A 17,287-nucleotide genomic window follows, 5' to 3' on the forward strand; every position below is an offset into this window, starting at 1 on the left:
GCGTTAAATGTTGAAACTATTTATAGTCTAATTCCACTGTGTTTCTACACTAGCAATAATCTATGACAGCTGTCAGCTATGTAAGCTAAATTTACAGCTGATGCTTGGGCTGTAATAAAGCGACGCTACGGGGTGTTGTCGTAACAGACTCGCCGCCACAGTAACGGCGAGTCGGAGTGTTTACGTCAAGCTATCAATTAGATATTGCGGTAGTGCAAAAGCGCCTAAATGCAGGGCAGGGTTGTAATAACGGGTTTTAATTCCGCTGGTAACAAAGCGATTTTGGAGTGTGGTTAAATCTTGCTCACGCAATCCACTGTTGTCACTTGCCCAGGCAAACGTCATTATTCCGCCAACATACGTTGGAACCGCTGCGGCGTAAAATGCAGTATCAGTAAATAGCGGGGATAAGCGTTTGTGGGTAGTGCTTACCTCGTCGGGCTGCATAAACGCAACGCCATTTTGGGCTGCAAAGATGCCGCCAGAGCTTAAGCAGCGCTGAATGCCTTGATAGAAAGGTGAGGTAAATAAAACTTCGCCAGGCCCAATAGGGTCAGTGCTGTCAGAGAGTATGACGTCAAATTTACGATCACACTGAGTAACAAAGTCGATGCCATCACCAATAACGATTTCCGCACGGCTATTGTTGTAAGCTCCATCAGAGTGTTGAGGAAGGTATTTTACGCACATGTCGATAACGGCTTGGTCTATTTCAACCTGAACAACAGACTCAACTTCAGGGTGCTTAAGCACTTCTCTTAGCAGGCCACCGTCGCCGCCGCCAATAATCAATACGTTTTTAGCATTGCCGTGGGCGAATAATGGCGTGTGCGCGAGCATCTCATGATAAATGAACTCATCGCGTTCAGTGGTTTGAATAATGCCATCCAGCGCCATTACCCGACCAAAGCTACCCGATTCAAAAATGATTAGATGCTGGTGCTCGGTCTTACTTTCAAATAAGACCTCGCGAACTTTAAAACCCTGGTGGTAGGCGTCGTGGAGGGTTTCGTCAAACCACTCAGACATCTTCCATTCTCCCACGGAGGTTTTCACCCACTTCTATCCGCGATGGATTAAAGGCCTTTTTGAGAATATCTACCGCGAGCTCTGGCTTGGCATCACCGCACATAAACACGTCAAATGCCGCGTAGTCTCGCTCAGGCCAAGTGTGGACGCTAATATGAGATTCAGCTAAAACGGCAACACCTGAAACACCGCCATTGGGGGTGAAATGATGCATATGAATATGCAGCAGTGTTGCACCACATTCTTTGACGCAGTCAATAAATGCTTTTTCCATGCGGGGGAGTTCATCGAGATGGGAGGCGCCCCAAAGGTCGATAATTAAATGTGTGCCAGCGTATGCTACGCCGTCACGAATAATGAGGTGGTCAAGATTTTCGTCCGATTGTGTAATCGGATTACACGTGGCTGAGCCGGCCTCCAGAGAAGGCATATGATCTAAGCTTTTCATTTAGCATAAATCCTCCGCGTTGGTTAAAGAGCCGGCGATTTAAACGTGTTTTAGCGGAAATAGCAATAAAAAATCCCGTAAAAATATTGCGGTTATTCTGTCGTAAAGTTATTGAAGCCACAGTGTTTTTTCCTGATTAGTGAGGGTGGCTTTTCACGGGGCAAAAAGGGCATAGTAGTGTCAGTCAAAAGTTGAATTAAGGGAGCCTGAAAAATGAGTATTTTTGATCGCTATCGCAAGCCGGCCGTCATCCCCACCGCAGAGCAGGCACTGCCTGGGCGAAGAGAAAAAATGCAGGTGCCAAGTCTTCATACCGTGTTGGGAAAACCCTTAGAGCCTCCGTTCCCTGAAGGCGTAGAACAGGTAGTATTCGGTTTGGGGTGTTTTTGGGGGGCAGAGCGAAAATTTTGGCAGCAACAAGGTGTGTACACAACCGCAGTGGGTTATTGCGGCGGTTATACCCCCAACCCTAGTTATGAAGAAGTTTGCTCAGGCATGACGGGGCATAATGAAGTGGTATTAGTCGCTTTTGACCCACAAAAGCTGAGTTTTTCCCAGTTGTTAACCTTGTTTTGGGAAAGTCATAACCCTACTCAAGGAATGCGGCAGGGGAATGATGTTGGTACCCAGTACCGCTCAGGTATTTACTGCAGCACTGCTGAGCAACAACAGACCGCAGAGGCATCTTTGGCGGTTTACCAGCAGGCATTAGCAAATGAAGGTTTGCCAGCGGTGACCACGGAGATTGTGGCTGCAGGCGAATTTTATTACGCCGAGCCTTATCATCAACAATACCTTGATAAAAACCCCGGTGGTTACTGTGGCTTGGGGGGAACTGGGGTGAGTTGCGTACTTTAGTGTGGGTGCGTCCGACAGTAGGCGCCGGACGCTTGGCGATTAATTTCCGCGCCATTTCATTTGATAAAGGTCGTGGCGACGATCACGCAGATTTTGGACGGTGCCACTGTTTCTTGCCACCCGCAGTGATTCTGGGCGCAGATCGGCAATGGCGACGGTTTCAACATTGGGTGTTGTGTCTGCCGCTATTCCGTCGCGGGCAAAATGGAAGTCGCAGGGGGTTAAAATACAACTCTGTGCATATTGAATGTCCATATTAGCCACATTGGGTAAATTACCCACATTGCCAGACATAACGACATAAACCTGATTCTCCACCGCCCTAGCTTGGCAGCTATATCGCACCCGCATATAGCTTTGACGTTCGTCGGTACAAAAGGGCACAAAAAGTATTTCTGCACCCTGATCAACCAAGTGGCGGCCGAGTTCTGGAAACTCTGAGTCGTAGCAAATTAAAACGCCGATTGGGCCGCAGTCGGTATCAATGACTTGGAGCTCATTGCCGCCCTCAATATTCCACCAGTACACCTCGTTGGGGGTGGGGTGGATTTTAGCTTGCTCATCCACGCGGCCGTCGCGGTGAAATACATAGGAGATATTTTCAACTCGGCCATTGGCAACTCGGGTGGGGTGGGAGCCTCCAATAATATTGATGTTATAACGCACAGCAAGGTCTTGCATTGCTTCCACGTATCTCGGCGTGTATTTCGTTAGGGCTTCAATGGATTGTATCGGCGATAGCTCTTGGTCTTCAATTGACAGTAATTGCAGCGTGATTAACTCTGGAAACACCACAAAATCACCTTTGTAATCGGCCACCACATCCACAAAGTATTCGATAAATGACATGAATTCGACGAATGAAGTTACTCGCCGTTGCATGTATTGCACTGTGCCAACGCGGACGGTGTCAGGTTGGCGACCGCCATGCCGTTCTGTGTGGGCAGCGTTGGCGGCGGTTTCAACTTTTGGATTATGCCAAACGAGGTGTACGCCGTAGCCCATTGAGTCTTTATCGTCGATTAAATAGTTCGGCATGAGTGCAATGACTTCAAAGTTATTGCGAAGCTGAAAAGATAAGACGGGATCGCGAGTTTGTTGGTTGACTACCGCATCGAGATAATTTTCAGCGGAGCCGTATTTTCTTATGCGGCGCGATAAGCTTGGGAAGCGACCCACAAACACAATCCCTTTTAGGCCAAGCTCTTCACAAAGTTTTTTGCGGGCATTGTATAGGCGTTGTCCAATACGGTAGCCGCGTACACTGCTGTCTACACAAACTTCCATACCATATAGCCATTCACCGTCAGGGTCGTGACGGGTGCCGTAGCCATTGGCGGTGATTGCGGCCCAGCTATGGGGTTTTAAACAAACATCGCCACTAACGCGAAAAGTCGCGCAATAGCCTACGATGTCGTCCTCTAGGGTGACAACAAACTTTCCTTCGGCAAAGTTGTTTAACTGACCACGGAGCTCCGCTCGTGAATAAGGGTCAATACCGGTGCCGGTATAAACTCGTTTAGACAATGCGGCAATCGCGGGAATGTCAGTTAATGCGGCGTTACGAACTCGCAGAACCTTGCCTGAGGCAGCAATGTTTTTGCTGCCCGATGATGTGTTAGCCATGGGGTGAAACTCTGTGATTTACGGATGAAGTTTACAAAAAAGGTGCTAAGTACTAGCTTATGTTTTTGGTTTGCTGGAGGCGCTGCGACGTGTCGCATTGGCTTTTCGCGGTGTGGTTTTTTGTGATTCTTCTTTATCGCTGCTGCTGTCTTCTTCACTGGCTTGCTTGTCAGTACTTTTTCGGTTGCTAGCTAGACCGCTTAATGATTTTAAAACTCGTGCAGATAAGTCGATGGTTTTCATGCCCTCAGTAAATGCAGTTTTGGCAACTTGCTGAATCATTTCTGAGTCGCCTTCAGCGATACGTTTGTAAACCGCATCCCAAAGCGGTTGAGCGTCGGGCAGGCCAACTAAGCGGCGCATTTCCTCAGGGGTGATTTCAACCTCAACATGAATTTTCATATATTCAACTCCGTATTGTGCCAGCGTTCAGCATATTGCTGATTAGCTTTAGCGAGTTAGTACTCAGGCGCTATTGAATAGTTCTAATATAATCGTGAAAATAGATAAAAACCAATCAAATAGCGCCTTAGTACTCGGTATTATCACTATTTTGCTGCGAGTTCTGCCAAGACATATTGAAGAATACCGCCGTGACGGAAGTAGGCCATTTCTTCATGGGTGTCGATACGTAGGCGACCCAAAACCTCATGGCGACTACCATCGTTGCGAGATAAGACTATTCTCACCTTCTGTTTGGGACTTAGCTGGGTGTCGCAAGCCATGATATCGACTTGTTCATCGCCGCGAAGCTCTAACATCTCCTGGGATATTTCTTTGTCAGATTCTATGGGCAGAATACCCATACCAATAAGATTGGAGCGATGAATGCGTTCAAAGCTTTGGGCAATAACTGCTTTTACCCCCAATAATAATGTTCCTTTTGCCGCCCAGTCACGACTGGAGCCGGTGCCGTATTGTTTGCCGGCAATAACGACCAGTGGCGTGTTGGTTTCGCGGTATTGCATGGCGGCCTGGTAGATTGAAATGACACTTTTGCCGTCGGGGCCAAGGGTATAGCCGCCTTCGCGGTCGACTAATTTATTGCGCAACCGGGTGTTGGCAAAGGTCCCGCGCAGCATGACTTCGTGATTGCCTCGACGTGATCCGTAGGAGTTAAAGTCCTCTGGCTTCACGCCTAGGCTTTGCAAGTAATGGCTGGCTGGGCTGTCTAAGGCAATTTTTCCCGCTGGCGAAATGTGGTCGGTGGTGATGGTGTCGCCAAAAACACCAAGAATACGAGCGCCGTGCAGATTGGGGAATTCCTCGCCTGCGACGGTGGTAGAGTCAAAGAATGAGGGTTGTCGAATATAGCCTGAATCAGCCTGCCACTGGTAAGTTTCTGTGTTCTCAACCTTGATCGTCTGCCATTCTTCGGTGCCTTGGTATACATCGTTGTAGGCGTCACGAAACATACTGCCGCTGACGATTTTACGGATATCGTGGATTTCCTCGTTACTGGGCCACAGGTCCTTGAGATAAACAGGATTGCCTTGGTTGTCGTTGCCAACGGGGTCATCTTGTAAATTCACCAGCGTACTACCCGCGAGTGCGTACATTACTACCAGTGGGGGAGAGGCAAGCCAACTGGCTTTTACTTGTGGATGGATTCGGCCTTCAAAATTGCGGTTACCCGATAATAACGCAGACACTACCAAGTCTTTGCTGTCTATGGCGCTGGCTACTGGATCTGGCAAGGGGCCCGAGTTACCAATACAGGTGGTGCAACCGTAGCCAACCAAATCGAAGCCCAGTGCGTTTAAATCGTCTTGTAGGCCGCTATCGCTTAGATATTTGCTAACGACTTTTGAGCCCGGCGCGAGTGAAGTTTTAATCCACGGTTTAATCCGTAAGCCCCGTTCTCGAGCCTTGCGAGCTACTAAGCCGGCGGCAATCATCACATCGGGGTTAGAGGTGTTGGTGCAGCTGGTGATGGCTGCGATAACCACATCGCCGTGATGCAGTTCTTCCTCCATATCGGGGATGGTGGCCACTTCATTTAAATCGCGATTATTCGCTTTGAGGTAGTCTGTCATAGCGGCACCCAAATCATTGAGTGCCACTCTGTCCTGTGGTCGACTGGGTCCTGCTAGGCTAGGTTCAACGGTTTCCAGGGCCAAGTTGACCGTGCGTGTAAATATTGGACTATCGCCAGCATGTCGCCACAAACCTTGCGCCTTGCAGTAGGCCTCTGTCAGTGCAATGTTGTCGTGGTGTCTTCCGGTTAATTTCATGTAGGCGAGGGTGGCTTCGTCTACTGGAAAGTAGCCACAGGTGGCGCCGTACTCTGGGGCCATATTGGCAATGGTGGCGCGATCCGCCACGCTCAATTCGGCTAAGCCGTCACCGTAAAATTCGACAAATTTTCCGACCACGCCCTCTTGCCGCAAAATTTGCACAACGGTTAATACAAGGTCTGTTGCGGTGACACCGTCGTTTAGTTTGCCGCTGAGTTCAAAACCAATGACCTCAGGTAGCATCATTGAATAGGGTTGGCCAAGCAGCGCAGCTTCAGCTTCTATGCCGCCTACCCCCCAGCCTAAAACGCCCAATCCATTAACCATGGGGGTATGGCTGTCAGTGCCTAATACGGTATCTGGATAGGCTGTGTCGCCGTCAGTCCATACCACTTTGGCTAGATATTCCAAATTCACCTGATGACAAATACCTGTTCCGGGCGGTACAACATTAAAGTTGGCAAAGGCGGATTGGCCCCATTTTAAAAAGCGATAACGCTCATCGTTGCGGGTCATTTCGTTTGCCACGTTTTCGCCAAACGCTTGCGGAGAACCGAATTGATCAACGGTAACTGAGTGATCAATAACAAGATGAACGGGTATTTGTGGATTTATGGTTGTGACGTCGCCCCCGCGTTTTGCCACCGCATCACGCATGGCAGCCAAATCGACAATGGCAGGAACGCCGGTGAAATCTTGCATTAACACTCTGGCGGGCATGAAGTTTAGATCTTCGCCGCCGCTAGGGTTATCTAGCCAGCGCGAAAACGCCACAATAATGTCTGCGTTAACCGATTTACCATCAAAATGACGAAGTTGATTTTCTAAGAGTATTTTGAGTGATTTAGGTAATTGAGAGAGGCGTTCATTGCCCAGTTTATTTAAGTCGAAATAGGTGTAGCTGTTGTTGTTTATAGTGAACGTTGCGCGTAAATGGTCAGTGGACTGCATTACAAGCTCCTTGGTTCAAGACAACTAAATACTGCTTACCCTAGCATAGACCACTAAAATTGCAGGCTTATCCGCATTTTATTTAATCAATGTTTATTGTTTGCCCTCTCCGTTGCGGCTTATTTGGAGGATATGGCTAAGCGTTGACGAGCTTAGTACTAATGTTGCTCGTAAATGCTTGTATTTTTCTGGTGAATTTATAGTTCTGCTGTGGTGTAATCTGAGGCTCTAAAGGGGTGTCGGCCCCAGTGATATTAAATACCGACACCCGCTACCCAACTCGCTAATAATAATTTGAGGGGGCGCATTGAAAGCCACAAATACCCGAGACCCTGAATATTTTCACAAGGTGGTCGACTGCCAGTATGCCTGCCCGGCACATACGCCGGTTCCTGAATATATTCGATTAATAGCTGCTCAGCGTTATACCGATGCCTACATGATTAACTGGGAATCTAATGTGTTTCCCGGTGTGCTTGGTCGAACCTGTGACCGACCCTGTGAGCCTGCATGTCGGCGTGGTCGCATAGATGAAGAACCAGTCGCTATTTGTCGGCTAAAGCGTGTTGCTGCAGATAATAAGGGCGACATTAGTGATCGTATGCCGCTTATCCCCAAAAAGAAGAATGGCAAGCGCATCGCATTGATTGGTGGTGGTCCAGCGTCGCTCACTGTGGCGCGAGACTTAATGCCCCTTGGTTATAACGTGGATTTATATGATGACCAACGCGCCGGCGGTGGCTTTATGCGAAGCCAAATTCCGGCTTTTCGTTTGCCTGAAGAGGTGCTGAACGAAGAAGTAAATCGTATTTTGGATATGGGGGTGTTCACACATTTTAATCACTATGTAGATAGCCTCAATACACTCTTGGATAAACAATACGATGCTATCTTTGTAGGTAGCGGCGCACCCCGTGGTCGCGATTTAGATCTGCCAGGCAGAGAAGAAGCCGACGCCAATATTCATATCGGTATTGATTGGCTATCGAGTGTCGCCTTTGAACACCGCGAAAAAATTGGCAGGAAGGTCATCGTCCTTGGTGGCGGAAATACCGCGATGGATTGCTGTAGAACAGCGCGGCGTTTGGGCGGTGACGAAGTGAAAGTTATTGTGCGAAGCCCCTTTGCTGAGATGAAAGCTTCGCCGTGGGAAAAAGAAGACGCCGAGCATGAAGGTATTCCCATAATGGATAATCATGTTCCGCAAGCGTTTATTGTTGAAGATGGCCGTTTAGTGGCAATGCGTTTTGATCGAGTAAAGGCTGAATACGATGATAATGGCCGACGCAAGTTAGTTTCAACCGGTGAGGAACCGGTGGTTGTTCCCTGTGATGATGTGCTGGTTGCGATTGGTCAAGAAAATTCATTTCCGTGGATTGAGCGTGACGGCGGCGTTGAGTTTGGCAAATGGGATATGCCGGTGGTGGATGAGCTGACCTTTCAGTCCAGTAATCCCCGAGTGTTTTTTGGTGGAGACGCCGCGTTTGGTCCTCAAAATGTGATTACGGCTGTGGCTCATGGCCATCAGGCCGCGATCTCAATTGACTTGTATTGTCACGGACAGTCCGTTGCCAAACGACCACCGCCTGGCGTGACCTTGGTGAGTCAAAAAATGGGCATTCATGAGTGGAGCTATGATAGCCAAGTCGAGAATGATGATCGCTATCAAGTTCCGCAGGCCGAATTGGAGCAAAGTCTAAGCAATCGCAAATTAGAAGTTGAGCTAGGCTACGATGCCAGCACTGCATTTCAAGAGGCGCAGCGCTGTTTAAATTGCGATGCACAAACGGTGTTTACTGAAAAGTTATGTATTGAGTGTGATGCCTGCGTGGATATTTGTCCCACAGATTGCATTAGCATTGTTGTGAATGCGGAGGACGAGAACCTGCTTAGGCAAAGCCTAACCATGCCAGCCAATAATAAAGAACAAGATATTTATGTTTCGGAAGATTTACGCACTGGTCGAGCGATGATTAAAGACGAGAATGTGTGTTTGCACTGTGGCTTATGTGCTGAGCGTTGCCCTACAGCCGCATGGGATATGCAAAAGTTTTATTACTCTGTGAGTAAAGCGGGGAAAAGCATATGAAACGCATAGAAGCCGTAAATGATTTTGTTATTAAATTTGCCAATGTTAATGGCACTGGTTCGGCCAGCGCCAACAATATGTTTGCAAAATCACTATTTAGAATGGGCTTGCCCATTAGCCCCAAGAATATATTTCCCTCAAATATTCAGGGTTTACCAACATGGTATGAAATTAGGGTTAGTGAAAAAGGTTATCTAGGTCGCCGCGGCGGCGTCGATATGATGGTATGTATGAACCCGCAAAGTATGGCGAAAGACATCCAAGAGGTGGAAGCGGGGGGGTACTTTTTTTATGACTCAAGCAAGCCGCTAGATATTCGCTTAATGCGTAGTGATATTCATTTTATTGGCGTACCTCTAAAAGACCTTTGCCAGCGAGAATACAGCGACGCCCGTCAACAACAACTGTTTCGCAATATTATCTATGTCGGTGCCTTATCAGCGCTGTTAGATATTGAGTTTGAGGTGTTAACCGGTTTGGTGTCAGATCAGTTTAGGGGAAAAGAAAAGCTGATTACACCCAATGTTAGAGCTTTGGAAATTGGTTACCACTACGCCGTTGAACATTATCAATGCCCGCTGGGGATTCGTGTTGAGCGACGTGATGCAGTGGGTGATCAAATTTTAATTGACGGCAACACTGCCGCCTCACTAGGGGCAATTTACGGTGGTGCAACTGTTGCAGCATGGTATCCCATTACGCCGTCGACATCGGTTGTTGATGGCTTTGATAAATATTGTAAGCGTTTGCGAATCGACCCCGGTAGCGGCAGTAAAAACTATGCCATTGTTCAGGCCGAAGATGAGTTGGCTGCAATAGGTATGGTCATTGGTGCAAGTTGGAATGGTGCCCGAGCCTTTACCGCAACCAGTGGTCCTGGCATTTCGTTAATGAGTGAGTTTCTGGGCTTGGCGTATTTTGCTGAGATTCCAACCGTGCTTATCGACGTCCAGCGAGCAGGGCCTTCGACCGGCATGCCAACCCGTACTCAGCAATCTGATGTGCTAGCTTGCGCCTATGCCTCACATGGCGACACCAAGCATGTGTTGTTGTTTCCTGCAACACCGCGTGAGTGCTTTGAAATGACTGCGCAGGCCTTTGATTTGGCTGAGACGCTGCAGACGCCGGTTATTATGTTGACTGATCTTGATTTGGGGATGAACGATAATATGTCGCCACCCTTAGTCTGGGATGATAAGCGCGAATATCAGCGTGGCAAAGTCTTCAATGAAGCGCAGCTAGAAGCTATGTCTGAGCGCTTTGGACGCTATCTTGATATCGATGATGATGGTATTTCCTACAGAACTTATCCCGGTACCCACCCAAGTAAGGGTGCATTCTTTACCCGTGGCACCTCTAGGGATGAATATGCGGTATATACCGAAGATGGCGATGAGTACGAGAAAAATATGCAGCGCCTGTTAAAAAAATGGGATACCGCCAAGAACCGTGTACCGATACCAGAGCTGATTGAATCCGCTAAAAAATCCACTTCCAAAGTGGGAGTTATACATTTTGGTACCAGCCGTGATGCGACACTAGAAGCGGTAGATGCACTGGCGGCAGAAGGCTATGCGATAGATACCCTACGGATTAAAGGTTTTCCATTCCATAAGTCGGTGGACGCCTTTATTGAAGCGCACGATACCGTGTTTGTTATTGATCAAAACCGCGATGCACAAATGCGGACCTTATTGGTTAACGAGTGCCTAGTGTCACCGCGTGATTTAATTTCAATCTTGAATTACAACGGCACACCCATAACGGCGCGTAAAATCAGAGACGACATTATTGCTGTATTGCGCAGTGATAATGTCCGGCCGCTACATAAAAAAACACTGGCTAAGGAGTCTGTTTAATGACGTATATCCGCCCAGCATTTCGTCATCCAGAACTGCCACGTAATGCACTTGGCTTTACCCGTAAAGATTATGAGGGAGCAATATCCACACTGTGTGCAGGTTGTGGTCACGACTCGATTAGCGCGGCCATTGTTCAGGCCTGTTTTGAATTATCGATTGCACCACATAAAGTCGCTAAACTATCTGGCATCGGTTGTTCATCGAAAACGCCAACGTATTTTTTGGGTAATTCCCACGGGTTTAACTCTGTTCACGGCCGTATGCCCTCGGTGGCAACCGGGGCCAACCTCGCTAACCGTGAATTGATATACGTTGGTGTGTCAGGAGATGGTGACACCGCATCGATAGGTATGGGGCAGTTTACCCACGCCGTGCGTCGTAATTTGAATATGATGTATGTGGTTGAAAATAATGGCTGCTATGGTTTGACTAAAGGCCAAGATTCAGCAACAGCAGACATCGGTTCTGCGAGTAAAAAAGGAGAGCCCAATCCCTTTGAGCCCATAGACCTTGCTAGTGTTGCCTTGCAGTTGGGTGCCACATTTGTTGCGCGTAGTTTTTCTGGCGACAGACAACAATTAGTGCCTTTGATTAAAGCTGCTATTAGTCATCGTGGCTTTGCCTTTATCGACGTCATCTCACCCTGTGTCACCTTTAATAACAACCCTAAATCTACCAAGGGTTATGAGCATGTGAGAGACCATTTAGCGGCGACAGGTACGGTTGATTATGTCCCTTTCAAGCAAGAAATTTCTACAGAATACGAGCAGGGGCAGTCTAAAGAGGTCACCCTGCATGATGGCTCTGTGGTTCACCTTCATAAAGCAGATCCCGAGTTAGACTTGAATAGTCGTCGTTCGGCATTGCGATTAATAAAAGACTATAAAGCAAAAGACCAAATTCTCACGGGCTTGTTATTTATGGATGAGAATTCACAGGATTTACACGAAATATTGGGTACAAGTAAAACGCCGCTACGGGACTTGAGTGCTGCAGAGTTATGCCCAGGACAAAAAGTGTTAGATAAGTTGAATGAGAGCTTGCGTTAATTACTGAGATTAAGAAATATCAGTTATTTGTAGCTCAATTTTATGGTTATAGCGGTATTCATCCTATGTTAGAAAAGCAGCATGTCGATTTCGCTCAATTTATGGAGGGAGTCATTCGTCGTAATCCCGGTGAACTAGAGTTTCATCAAGCCGTACATGATGTCGCAAGCGATATTTTTGAATACATTGATGATAAGCCTGCGTACCACGAGGCCCAAATTTTACGTCGTTTAGCTGAACCAGATCGGGTGATCTCTTTTCGAGTTTGTTGGCAGGATGATCAGGGGAAGGTGCGTGTTCAGAGAGGCTATCGGGTTCAAAATAACAATGCAATAGGGCCTTATAAAGGTGGCTTACGATTTCATAAAAGCGTGAATCAGAGTATTTTGAAGTTTCTTGCTTTTGAACAAACCTTCAAGAATAGTTTAACCGGTTTACCCATGGGGGGTGGCAAAGGCGGTAGTGACTTTAACCCCAAGGGAAAGTCAGATAATGAAATAATGCGGTTCTGCCAGTCCTTTATGACTGAATTATATCGACATGTTGGAGAGGTCACCGACGTTCCCGCGGGGGATATCGGGGTTGGCGCTAAAGAAATTGGTTATATGTTCGGGCAGTATAAGCGGATTACCAATCGCTATGTTGGGGTGTTGACAGGCAAGGGCTTGAGTTGGGGTGGCAGTCTTGTTCGTACCGAGGCAACGGGTTACGGCTTAATTTATTTTGTAGAGAATATGTTAGCTCAGCGTACAGATAGTATATCGAATAAAACCATTTGTGTTTCTGGGGCCGGTAATGTGGCGCTTCACGCGGCAGAGAAAGCCATAACATTGGGTGCGAAGGTCATAACACTGTCAGATTCCAGTGGTTTTGTGCACGACCCGAGTGGATTAACTCAGAGTAAAATTGATTGGCTTAAACAGGTAAAAACCGATAAGCAAGTTTCTATTGCCCAATACACTGAACAGTTTTCTGAAGCGAGCTTCCATCAGTCTGAAAAGCCTTGGCATATCCCTTGTGATATAGCGTTACCTTGTGCAACACAAAATGAAATCACTCAAGACGATGCGATCGCATTGATTAATAATGGTGTTGAGGTGGTCGCAGAGGGTGCCAATATGCCGTGTGATACAGAAGCAGTTCGACTGTTTAGGGAGTCCAAAATTGCTTTTGGTCCAGCGAAAGCCGCCAATGCCGGCGGTGTTGCCGTATCGGGACTGGAAATGAGTCAGAACAGTGCTCGTATGTCTTGGGATGAAGCGAGATTACATGATTTACTTCGCGATATTATGCGCTCCATCCACGACCGCTGTCGGGATTATGGTCAGCAACAAGGTGGTTATATTGATTACGCCAAAGGCGCAAATATAGCTGGTTTTAAGAAGGTTGCGGAAGCAATGCTTGCCTTCGGTATTGTGTAAATTACAAGCCACTTAATTTAGTTTTTTTGATTGATACAGGCTTGCAGTGAGCTTCTAGCAAGCCTGATTGATAGTGACGTAAATAGCTTGACCGTATTAATGCCTACTTAGTGAGAAACTTTTTAATCAGGCCGCTTTGCGATTGTTCAGCATCACGTCGTACTAATAGTGGCTCAAGCATGCCATGAATATCATCAGCAACCTGCTGCCGTAAATTAATCATAGTCTTTTGAGCAAGGCGTTTACCTTTGTAGCGACTCAAATCGAGTGGCTTACCATATTGCACATAACATTTTTGTGGCTTGGGGATGAGGGTGCCAAACAGGCCGCGCGGAATGGGGCCCATTAAATCAGTACGGGTATTTTCATTAATGATGCCAAACCGAGTTAGGGTTCGCCCAAGCAAAGTCTTAGGTAGGTCTTCACCTTCTATTAGGTGATCATAGAACTCTTCAGGGCCAACGATGGCGGTAGGCACAATGGTGTAGCCATGCTTGGCTGCTAATTTAATAAAGCCGTAACGTTCTTTCCAGAGTAGCTGGTATTTTTTGTCGGCGGTTTTGGTGGCTTCATGGGCGCCGCCGGGGAAAACGATCAGGTCGCTGCCCTTGTTCATAAGTGCCGAGCAGACATCCGGATGACCAATAACAATACCTTGTTTCAAAAGCGCATTTTCGTTAATTGAATTCCACATAAACTTGTCGCTAAGTGCGCGAATAAACCGACCCTGCTCGGCGAGCATAGGTAGGCCAATGATGGGACCATCCACTGCATACATGGCATGGTTGGCAACAAATAGGCAAGGCTGAGACGGAATGTTATCTACATCGATTAGCTCGGGTTGAAACATGCGCTTAATAATTTTATAGCTAATATGCCTGAACTTCGACTTGGGTGGAGACACCTTAAGAGCTTTATCAATATAGCGTGTAAGGTTTTCACCGCTATAAGGTTCGGCATGTTTGTCAGTGAAAGCCATGTAGGATCCTGTCCGATGTGTGAGCAACGGTGTATTTTAACAGAGCCCCAAGGTAATAGTCATTTTTCCTTGGGGGGGATGGAAGGCCGTTTTATTTTGCTAATAGTTCTTCTTGGTGATCTTGCCAACCAGGGCCGATTTCTACACGAACATTTTTTGCGGTAATAGGGTCTCCGCACTCGGAGCAATGAGTGCGTGGTTGCATGATATGACCGCAATTTTTATGAATATGGATAATGGGTGCTCCGCGTTCATCACTCATGTATGTGTCACCCCAATTGACTAGGTTGAGTATTATTGGGTGTAACGCTAAACCTTTTTCACTCAGTCGGTATTCTTCCCGCAATGGTCGTTCTTGGTATGCGGATTTGTATAGCACGCCATTCTCTACTAACTTTTTTAGCCTTGCTGTGAGTAAGTGACGAGTAATACCAAGCCTCTTTTCAAACTGTTCGAAGCGTCTAACACCCAAAAAGCAATCCCTTAGTATGAGCAGTGTCCAGCGGTCACCTATGACCGCGAGCGTGCGTGCCAGAGAGCAGGGTTGTTGGTCAAGCTGGTCCCAACGCATGTGCGTACCTCATCAGTAAGTTGGGTATAGGATAAATTGACAAGTTCCAAAAAGGAACTTATATTCATCAGTTCTAAAAAAGAACTTAGGTGGTTTATGACTGATACACCAAATATGACGCCTGTGGCGGTCATTATCGGTGCGGGTGACGCAACTGGCGGCGCGATAGCGCGGCGCTTTGCTGAAGGTGGTTATTCCGTTGTAGCAACAAGGCGAAATGCGGAGTCCTTAATGCCGTTGGTAGATGCTATTACATCTGAGGGTGGTGTTGCTTACGCCCGGGGCTGCGATGCGCGTAATGAAGAGGAAATGGTCGACCTTTTTGATAACATCGAACAAGACATTGGCCCTGTTGAAGTTGTGATATTTAATATCGGCGCTAATGTCTTTTTTCCTATTGTGGAAACCACTACTCGGGTATATCGCAAAGTGTGGGAAATGGCGGCGTTTGCTGGTTTTATCACTGGTCGAGAAGCTGCTAAAGCTATGCTGCCTCGCCAAAAAGGCACAATTATTTTTACCGGTGCAACTGCATCTTTACGGGGTGGTAGTGGTTTCAGTGCTTTTGCCGGCGCTAAGTTTGCGTTGCGAGGTTTAGCGCAAAGTATGGCAAGGGAATTAGGGCCGCAAGGTATTCACGTGGCTCATAGTATTATTGATGGGGCAATTGATACCGCTTTCATCCGCGATAATTTCCCAGATAAATACGCGACTAAAGCGCAATCTGGTATTTTAGATCCCGAGAATATAGCTGAACAATATTGGCAAATTCATCAGCAACCCAAAGATTGTTGGACACACGAATTTGATTTGCGTCCGTGGCTTGAAACGTTCTAATGAAGGATAAAAACAATGGCTAAATCGATAGAATTTTATTTTGACCTAGGTAGCCCAGCCAGTTATGTGGCGTGGACTCAGCTGCCATTAATCGCACAGCGCACCGGAGCGGAATTAATATACAAACCCATGCTATTGGGTGGGGTTTTTAAAGCGACAGGTAATGAATCGCCGGCAATGATCCCCTCCAAGGGGCGCTATATGAGGATGGATTTACAGCGGGCGGCAAAAGGCTATAACGTGGCTTTTAATTTTAATCCGCATTTTCCGATCAACACCCTTATGCTTATGCGGGGAGCCGTTGCTTATTTAGATACGCCGCGATTTGTTGATTACATGACCGCAGTTTATACGGCCTTATGGGTAGATGGCCGAAATATGAATGACCCCGCAGATGTTGAAGTGGTGCTGTTGGCGGCGGGTTTTGATTTTGCCGAGGTGATGGCACTGTGTGCTGATGCTCAAGTTAAAAACCGTTTAAAAGATCTAACCCAAGAGGCTATCGACCGCGATATATTTGGTGCCCCCACTTGTTTTGTCGGCGATGAAATGTTTTTCGGTCAAGATCGCCTAGATATTCTAGAGCGGGCCTTACAATAAAATAATACAGACTTTGACACTAATGATGCGCTAAGCGCTTTTACTTCTCTTAGGACTGCAGTGATTGCCGCTTAGCGCTTTGTATTATTACGCATACAAGTCTGCATTGGCGTTTTATATACTTCATGGCATGAGTGTTTTGCTTGTGTTTAGCAAGCAACGCAGTATGAAAAGTGTGTTTTGTAATAATTTTGATATCAAGTTTGAATATTGAGCTAGGATATATAGTTGAACAGGTAAAGCCATATTGAAAACCTCAGTTTTAGCTAGCGCCATAATGACTAGCCCCGTGCTAACAGTCGATGCCGATGAGCGTTTGGCAAGGCTGAGTCAAATTTTTAGTGAAAAACAGCTGCATCATTTATTGGTCGTGGACGAAGACCGGTTTGTTGGTGTTATTTCGGACAGGGATTTTTATAAATCTATCGGCCCGCGGGCTCAGTCACAGATCGCAAATAGTGTGGAAGCGGCAGCATTAAATAAGCGTGCTCATCAAGTGATGTCTCGGCATCCGATTTGTGTAAGAGAACATCAAAGCGTAGAGGATGTGATGGACCTGCTGATAGCCCACCAAATCTCCTGTGTCCCCGTTGTTAATTCGCAAAACTTTCCAATTGGGATTATCAGTTGGCGTGATGTTATCAAGCTACTTCGTGAAAACGATTAATGATGGCCTCACCACATCATAGGGGTATCAACTCACTAAAATGTTGAGATTGATAGTTAAGGG

The 17,287-nt window shown here is 46.9% G+C and carries 15 protein-coding genes; 8 read left to right on the forward strand and 7 right to left on the reverse strand.

All coding sequences use genetic code 11. The features are described from left to right. Positions 1-180: 180 nt before the first annotated feature. Complete coding sequence (speE, locus tag AELLOGFF_RS04920) at positions 181-1,029, reverse strand: polyamine aminopropyltransferase (protein WP_159267634.1); 849 nt, start codon at positions 1,027-1,029, stop codon at positions 181-183. After that, positions 1,022-1,477, reverse strand: coding sequence for an adenosylmethionine decarboxylase (speD, locus tag AELLOGFF_RS04925; protein WP_159267635.1), 456 nt, complete (start codon positions 1,475-1,477; stop codon positions 1,022-1,024). The genes speE and speD overlap by 8 nt, the downstream gene beginning before the upstream one ends. Positions 1,478-1,690: 213 nt before the next feature. Between speD and msrA the strand changes: the two genes are divergently transcribed. Then, positions 1,691-2,335: a peptide-methionine (S)-S-oxide reductase MsrA gene (msrA, locus tag AELLOGFF_RS04930; RefSeq protein ID WP_159267636.1), complete on the forward strand. Its 645-nt coding sequence runs from the start codon at positions 1,691-1,693 to the stop codon at positions 2,333-2,335. A gap of 39 nt (positions 2,336-2,374) precedes the next feature. Here the strand turns inward: msrA and AELLOGFF_RS04935 are convergent, their stop codons facing one another. The 3 genes from AELLOGFF_RS04935 to acnA form a co-directional block, all read right to left on the reverse strand. Next, a complete protein-coding gene (locus tag AELLOGFF_RS04935) occupies positions 2,375-3,961 on the reverse strand; it encodes a carbon-nitrogen hydrolase family protein (RefSeq protein ID WP_159267637.1) in 1,587 nt (528 codons plus the stop codon). Between the two features lie 57 nt (positions 3,962-4,018). After that, complete coding sequence (locus AELLOGFF_RS04940) at positions 4,019-4,363, reverse strand: DUF6489 family protein (RefSeq protein ID WP_159267638.1); 345 nt, start codon at positions 4,361-4,363, stop codon at positions 4,019-4,021. Between the two features lie 146 nt (positions 4,364-4,509). Continuing rightward, positions 4,510-7,149: an aconitate hydratase AcnA gene (gene acnA, locus AELLOGFF_RS04945; RefSeq protein ID WP_159267639.1), complete on the reverse strand. Its 2,640-nt coding sequence runs from the start codon at positions 7,147-7,149 to the stop codon at positions 4,510-4,512. Between the two features lie 307 nt (positions 7,150-7,456). Here acnA and AELLOGFF_RS04950 point away from each other — a divergent pair, with 307 nt between their 5' ends. The 4 genes from AELLOGFF_RS04950 (at position 7,457) to gdhA (ending at position 13,570) form a co-directional block, all read left to right on the forward strand. After that, the gene (locus tag AELLOGFF_RS04950; RefSeq protein WP_159267640.1) at positions 7,457-9,238 is read left to right on the forward strand and encodes an FAD-dependent oxidoreductase; all 1,782 of its coding nucleotides are present in this window, start codon (positions 7,457-7,459) and stop codon (positions 9,236-9,238) included. Further along, positions 9,235-11,097, forward strand: coding sequence for a 2-oxoacid:acceptor oxidoreductase subunit alpha (locus AELLOGFF_RS04955; protein WP_159267641.1), 1,863 nt, complete (start codon positions 9,235-9,237; stop codon positions 11,095-11,097). Before AELLOGFF_RS04950 ends, AELLOGFF_RS04955 begins: the two co-directional genes overlap by 4 nt. After that, complete coding sequence (locus AELLOGFF_RS04960) at positions 11,097-12,149, forward strand: 2-oxoacid:ferredoxin oxidoreductase subunit beta (protein ID WP_159267642.1); 1,053 nt, start codon at positions 11,097-11,099, stop codon at positions 12,147-12,149. The genes AELLOGFF_RS04955 and AELLOGFF_RS04960 overlap by 1 nt, the downstream gene beginning before the upstream one ends. A gap of 65 nt (positions 12,150-12,214) precedes the next feature. Further along, positions 12,215-13,570, forward strand: a complete 1,356-nt coding sequence (gene gdhA, locus AELLOGFF_RS04965) for an NADP-specific glutamate dehydrogenase (protein ID WP_159267643.1) — start codon at positions 12,215-12,217, stop codon at positions 13,568-13,570. 103 nt (positions 13,571-13,673) lie between these two features. Here gdhA and AELLOGFF_RS04970 read toward each other — a convergent pair whose 3' ends face one another. After that, positions 13,674-14,549 carry a lysophospholipid acyltransferase family protein gene (locus AELLOGFF_RS04970; RefSeq protein ID WP_159267644.1) on the reverse strand — a complete coding sequence of 292 codons (876 nt, stop codon included), beginning with the start codon at positions 14,547-14,549 and terminating at the stop codon, positions 13,674-13,676. Positions 14,550-14,640: 91 nt separating this feature from the next. Then, positions 14,641-15,120, reverse strand: coding sequence for a winged helix-turn-helix transcriptional regulator (locus tag AELLOGFF_RS04975; RefSeq protein WP_159267645.1), 480 nt, complete (start codon positions 15,118-15,120; stop codon positions 14,641-14,643). A gap of 96 nt (positions 15,121-15,216) precedes the next feature. On the opposite strand from AELLOGFF_RS04975, the gene AELLOGFF_RS04980 reads away from it, so the two are divergent. The 3 genes from AELLOGFF_RS04980 to AELLOGFF_RS04990 all read left to right on the forward strand — a co-directional run bounded on the left by AELLOGFF_RS04980 (position 15,217) and on the right by AELLOGFF_RS04990 (position 17,224). Next, the gene (locus tag AELLOGFF_RS04980) at positions 15,217-15,957 is read left to right on the forward strand and encodes an SDR family oxidoreductase (protein WP_235035490.1); all 741 of its coding nucleotides are present in this window, start codon (positions 15,217-15,219) and stop codon (positions 15,955-15,957) included. A 15-nt stretch (positions 15,958-15,972) separates the two neighbouring features. After that, the gene (locus AELLOGFF_RS04985) at positions 15,973-16,557 is read left to right on the forward strand and encodes a 2-hydroxychromene-2-carboxylate isomerase (RefSeq protein WP_159267646.1); all 585 of its coding nucleotides are present in this window, start codon (positions 15,973-15,975) and stop codon (positions 16,555-16,557) included. Positions 16,558-16,834: 277 nt separating this feature from the next. After that, on the forward strand, positions 16,835-17,224 hold the full coding sequence (locus AELLOGFF_RS04990) for a CBS domain-containing protein (RefSeq protein WP_159267647.1): 390 nt from the start codon (positions 16,835-16,837) through the stop codon (positions 17,222-17,224). The last annotated feature ends 63 nt before the right edge of the window (positions 17,225-17,287 follow it).

It is taken from the genome of Zhongshania aliphaticivorans (assembly GCF_902705875.1).
Taxonomy (GTDB): Bacteria; Pseudomonadota; Gammaproteobacteria; order Pseudomonadales; family Spongiibacteraceae; genus Spongiibacter; species Spongiibacter aliphaticivorans_A.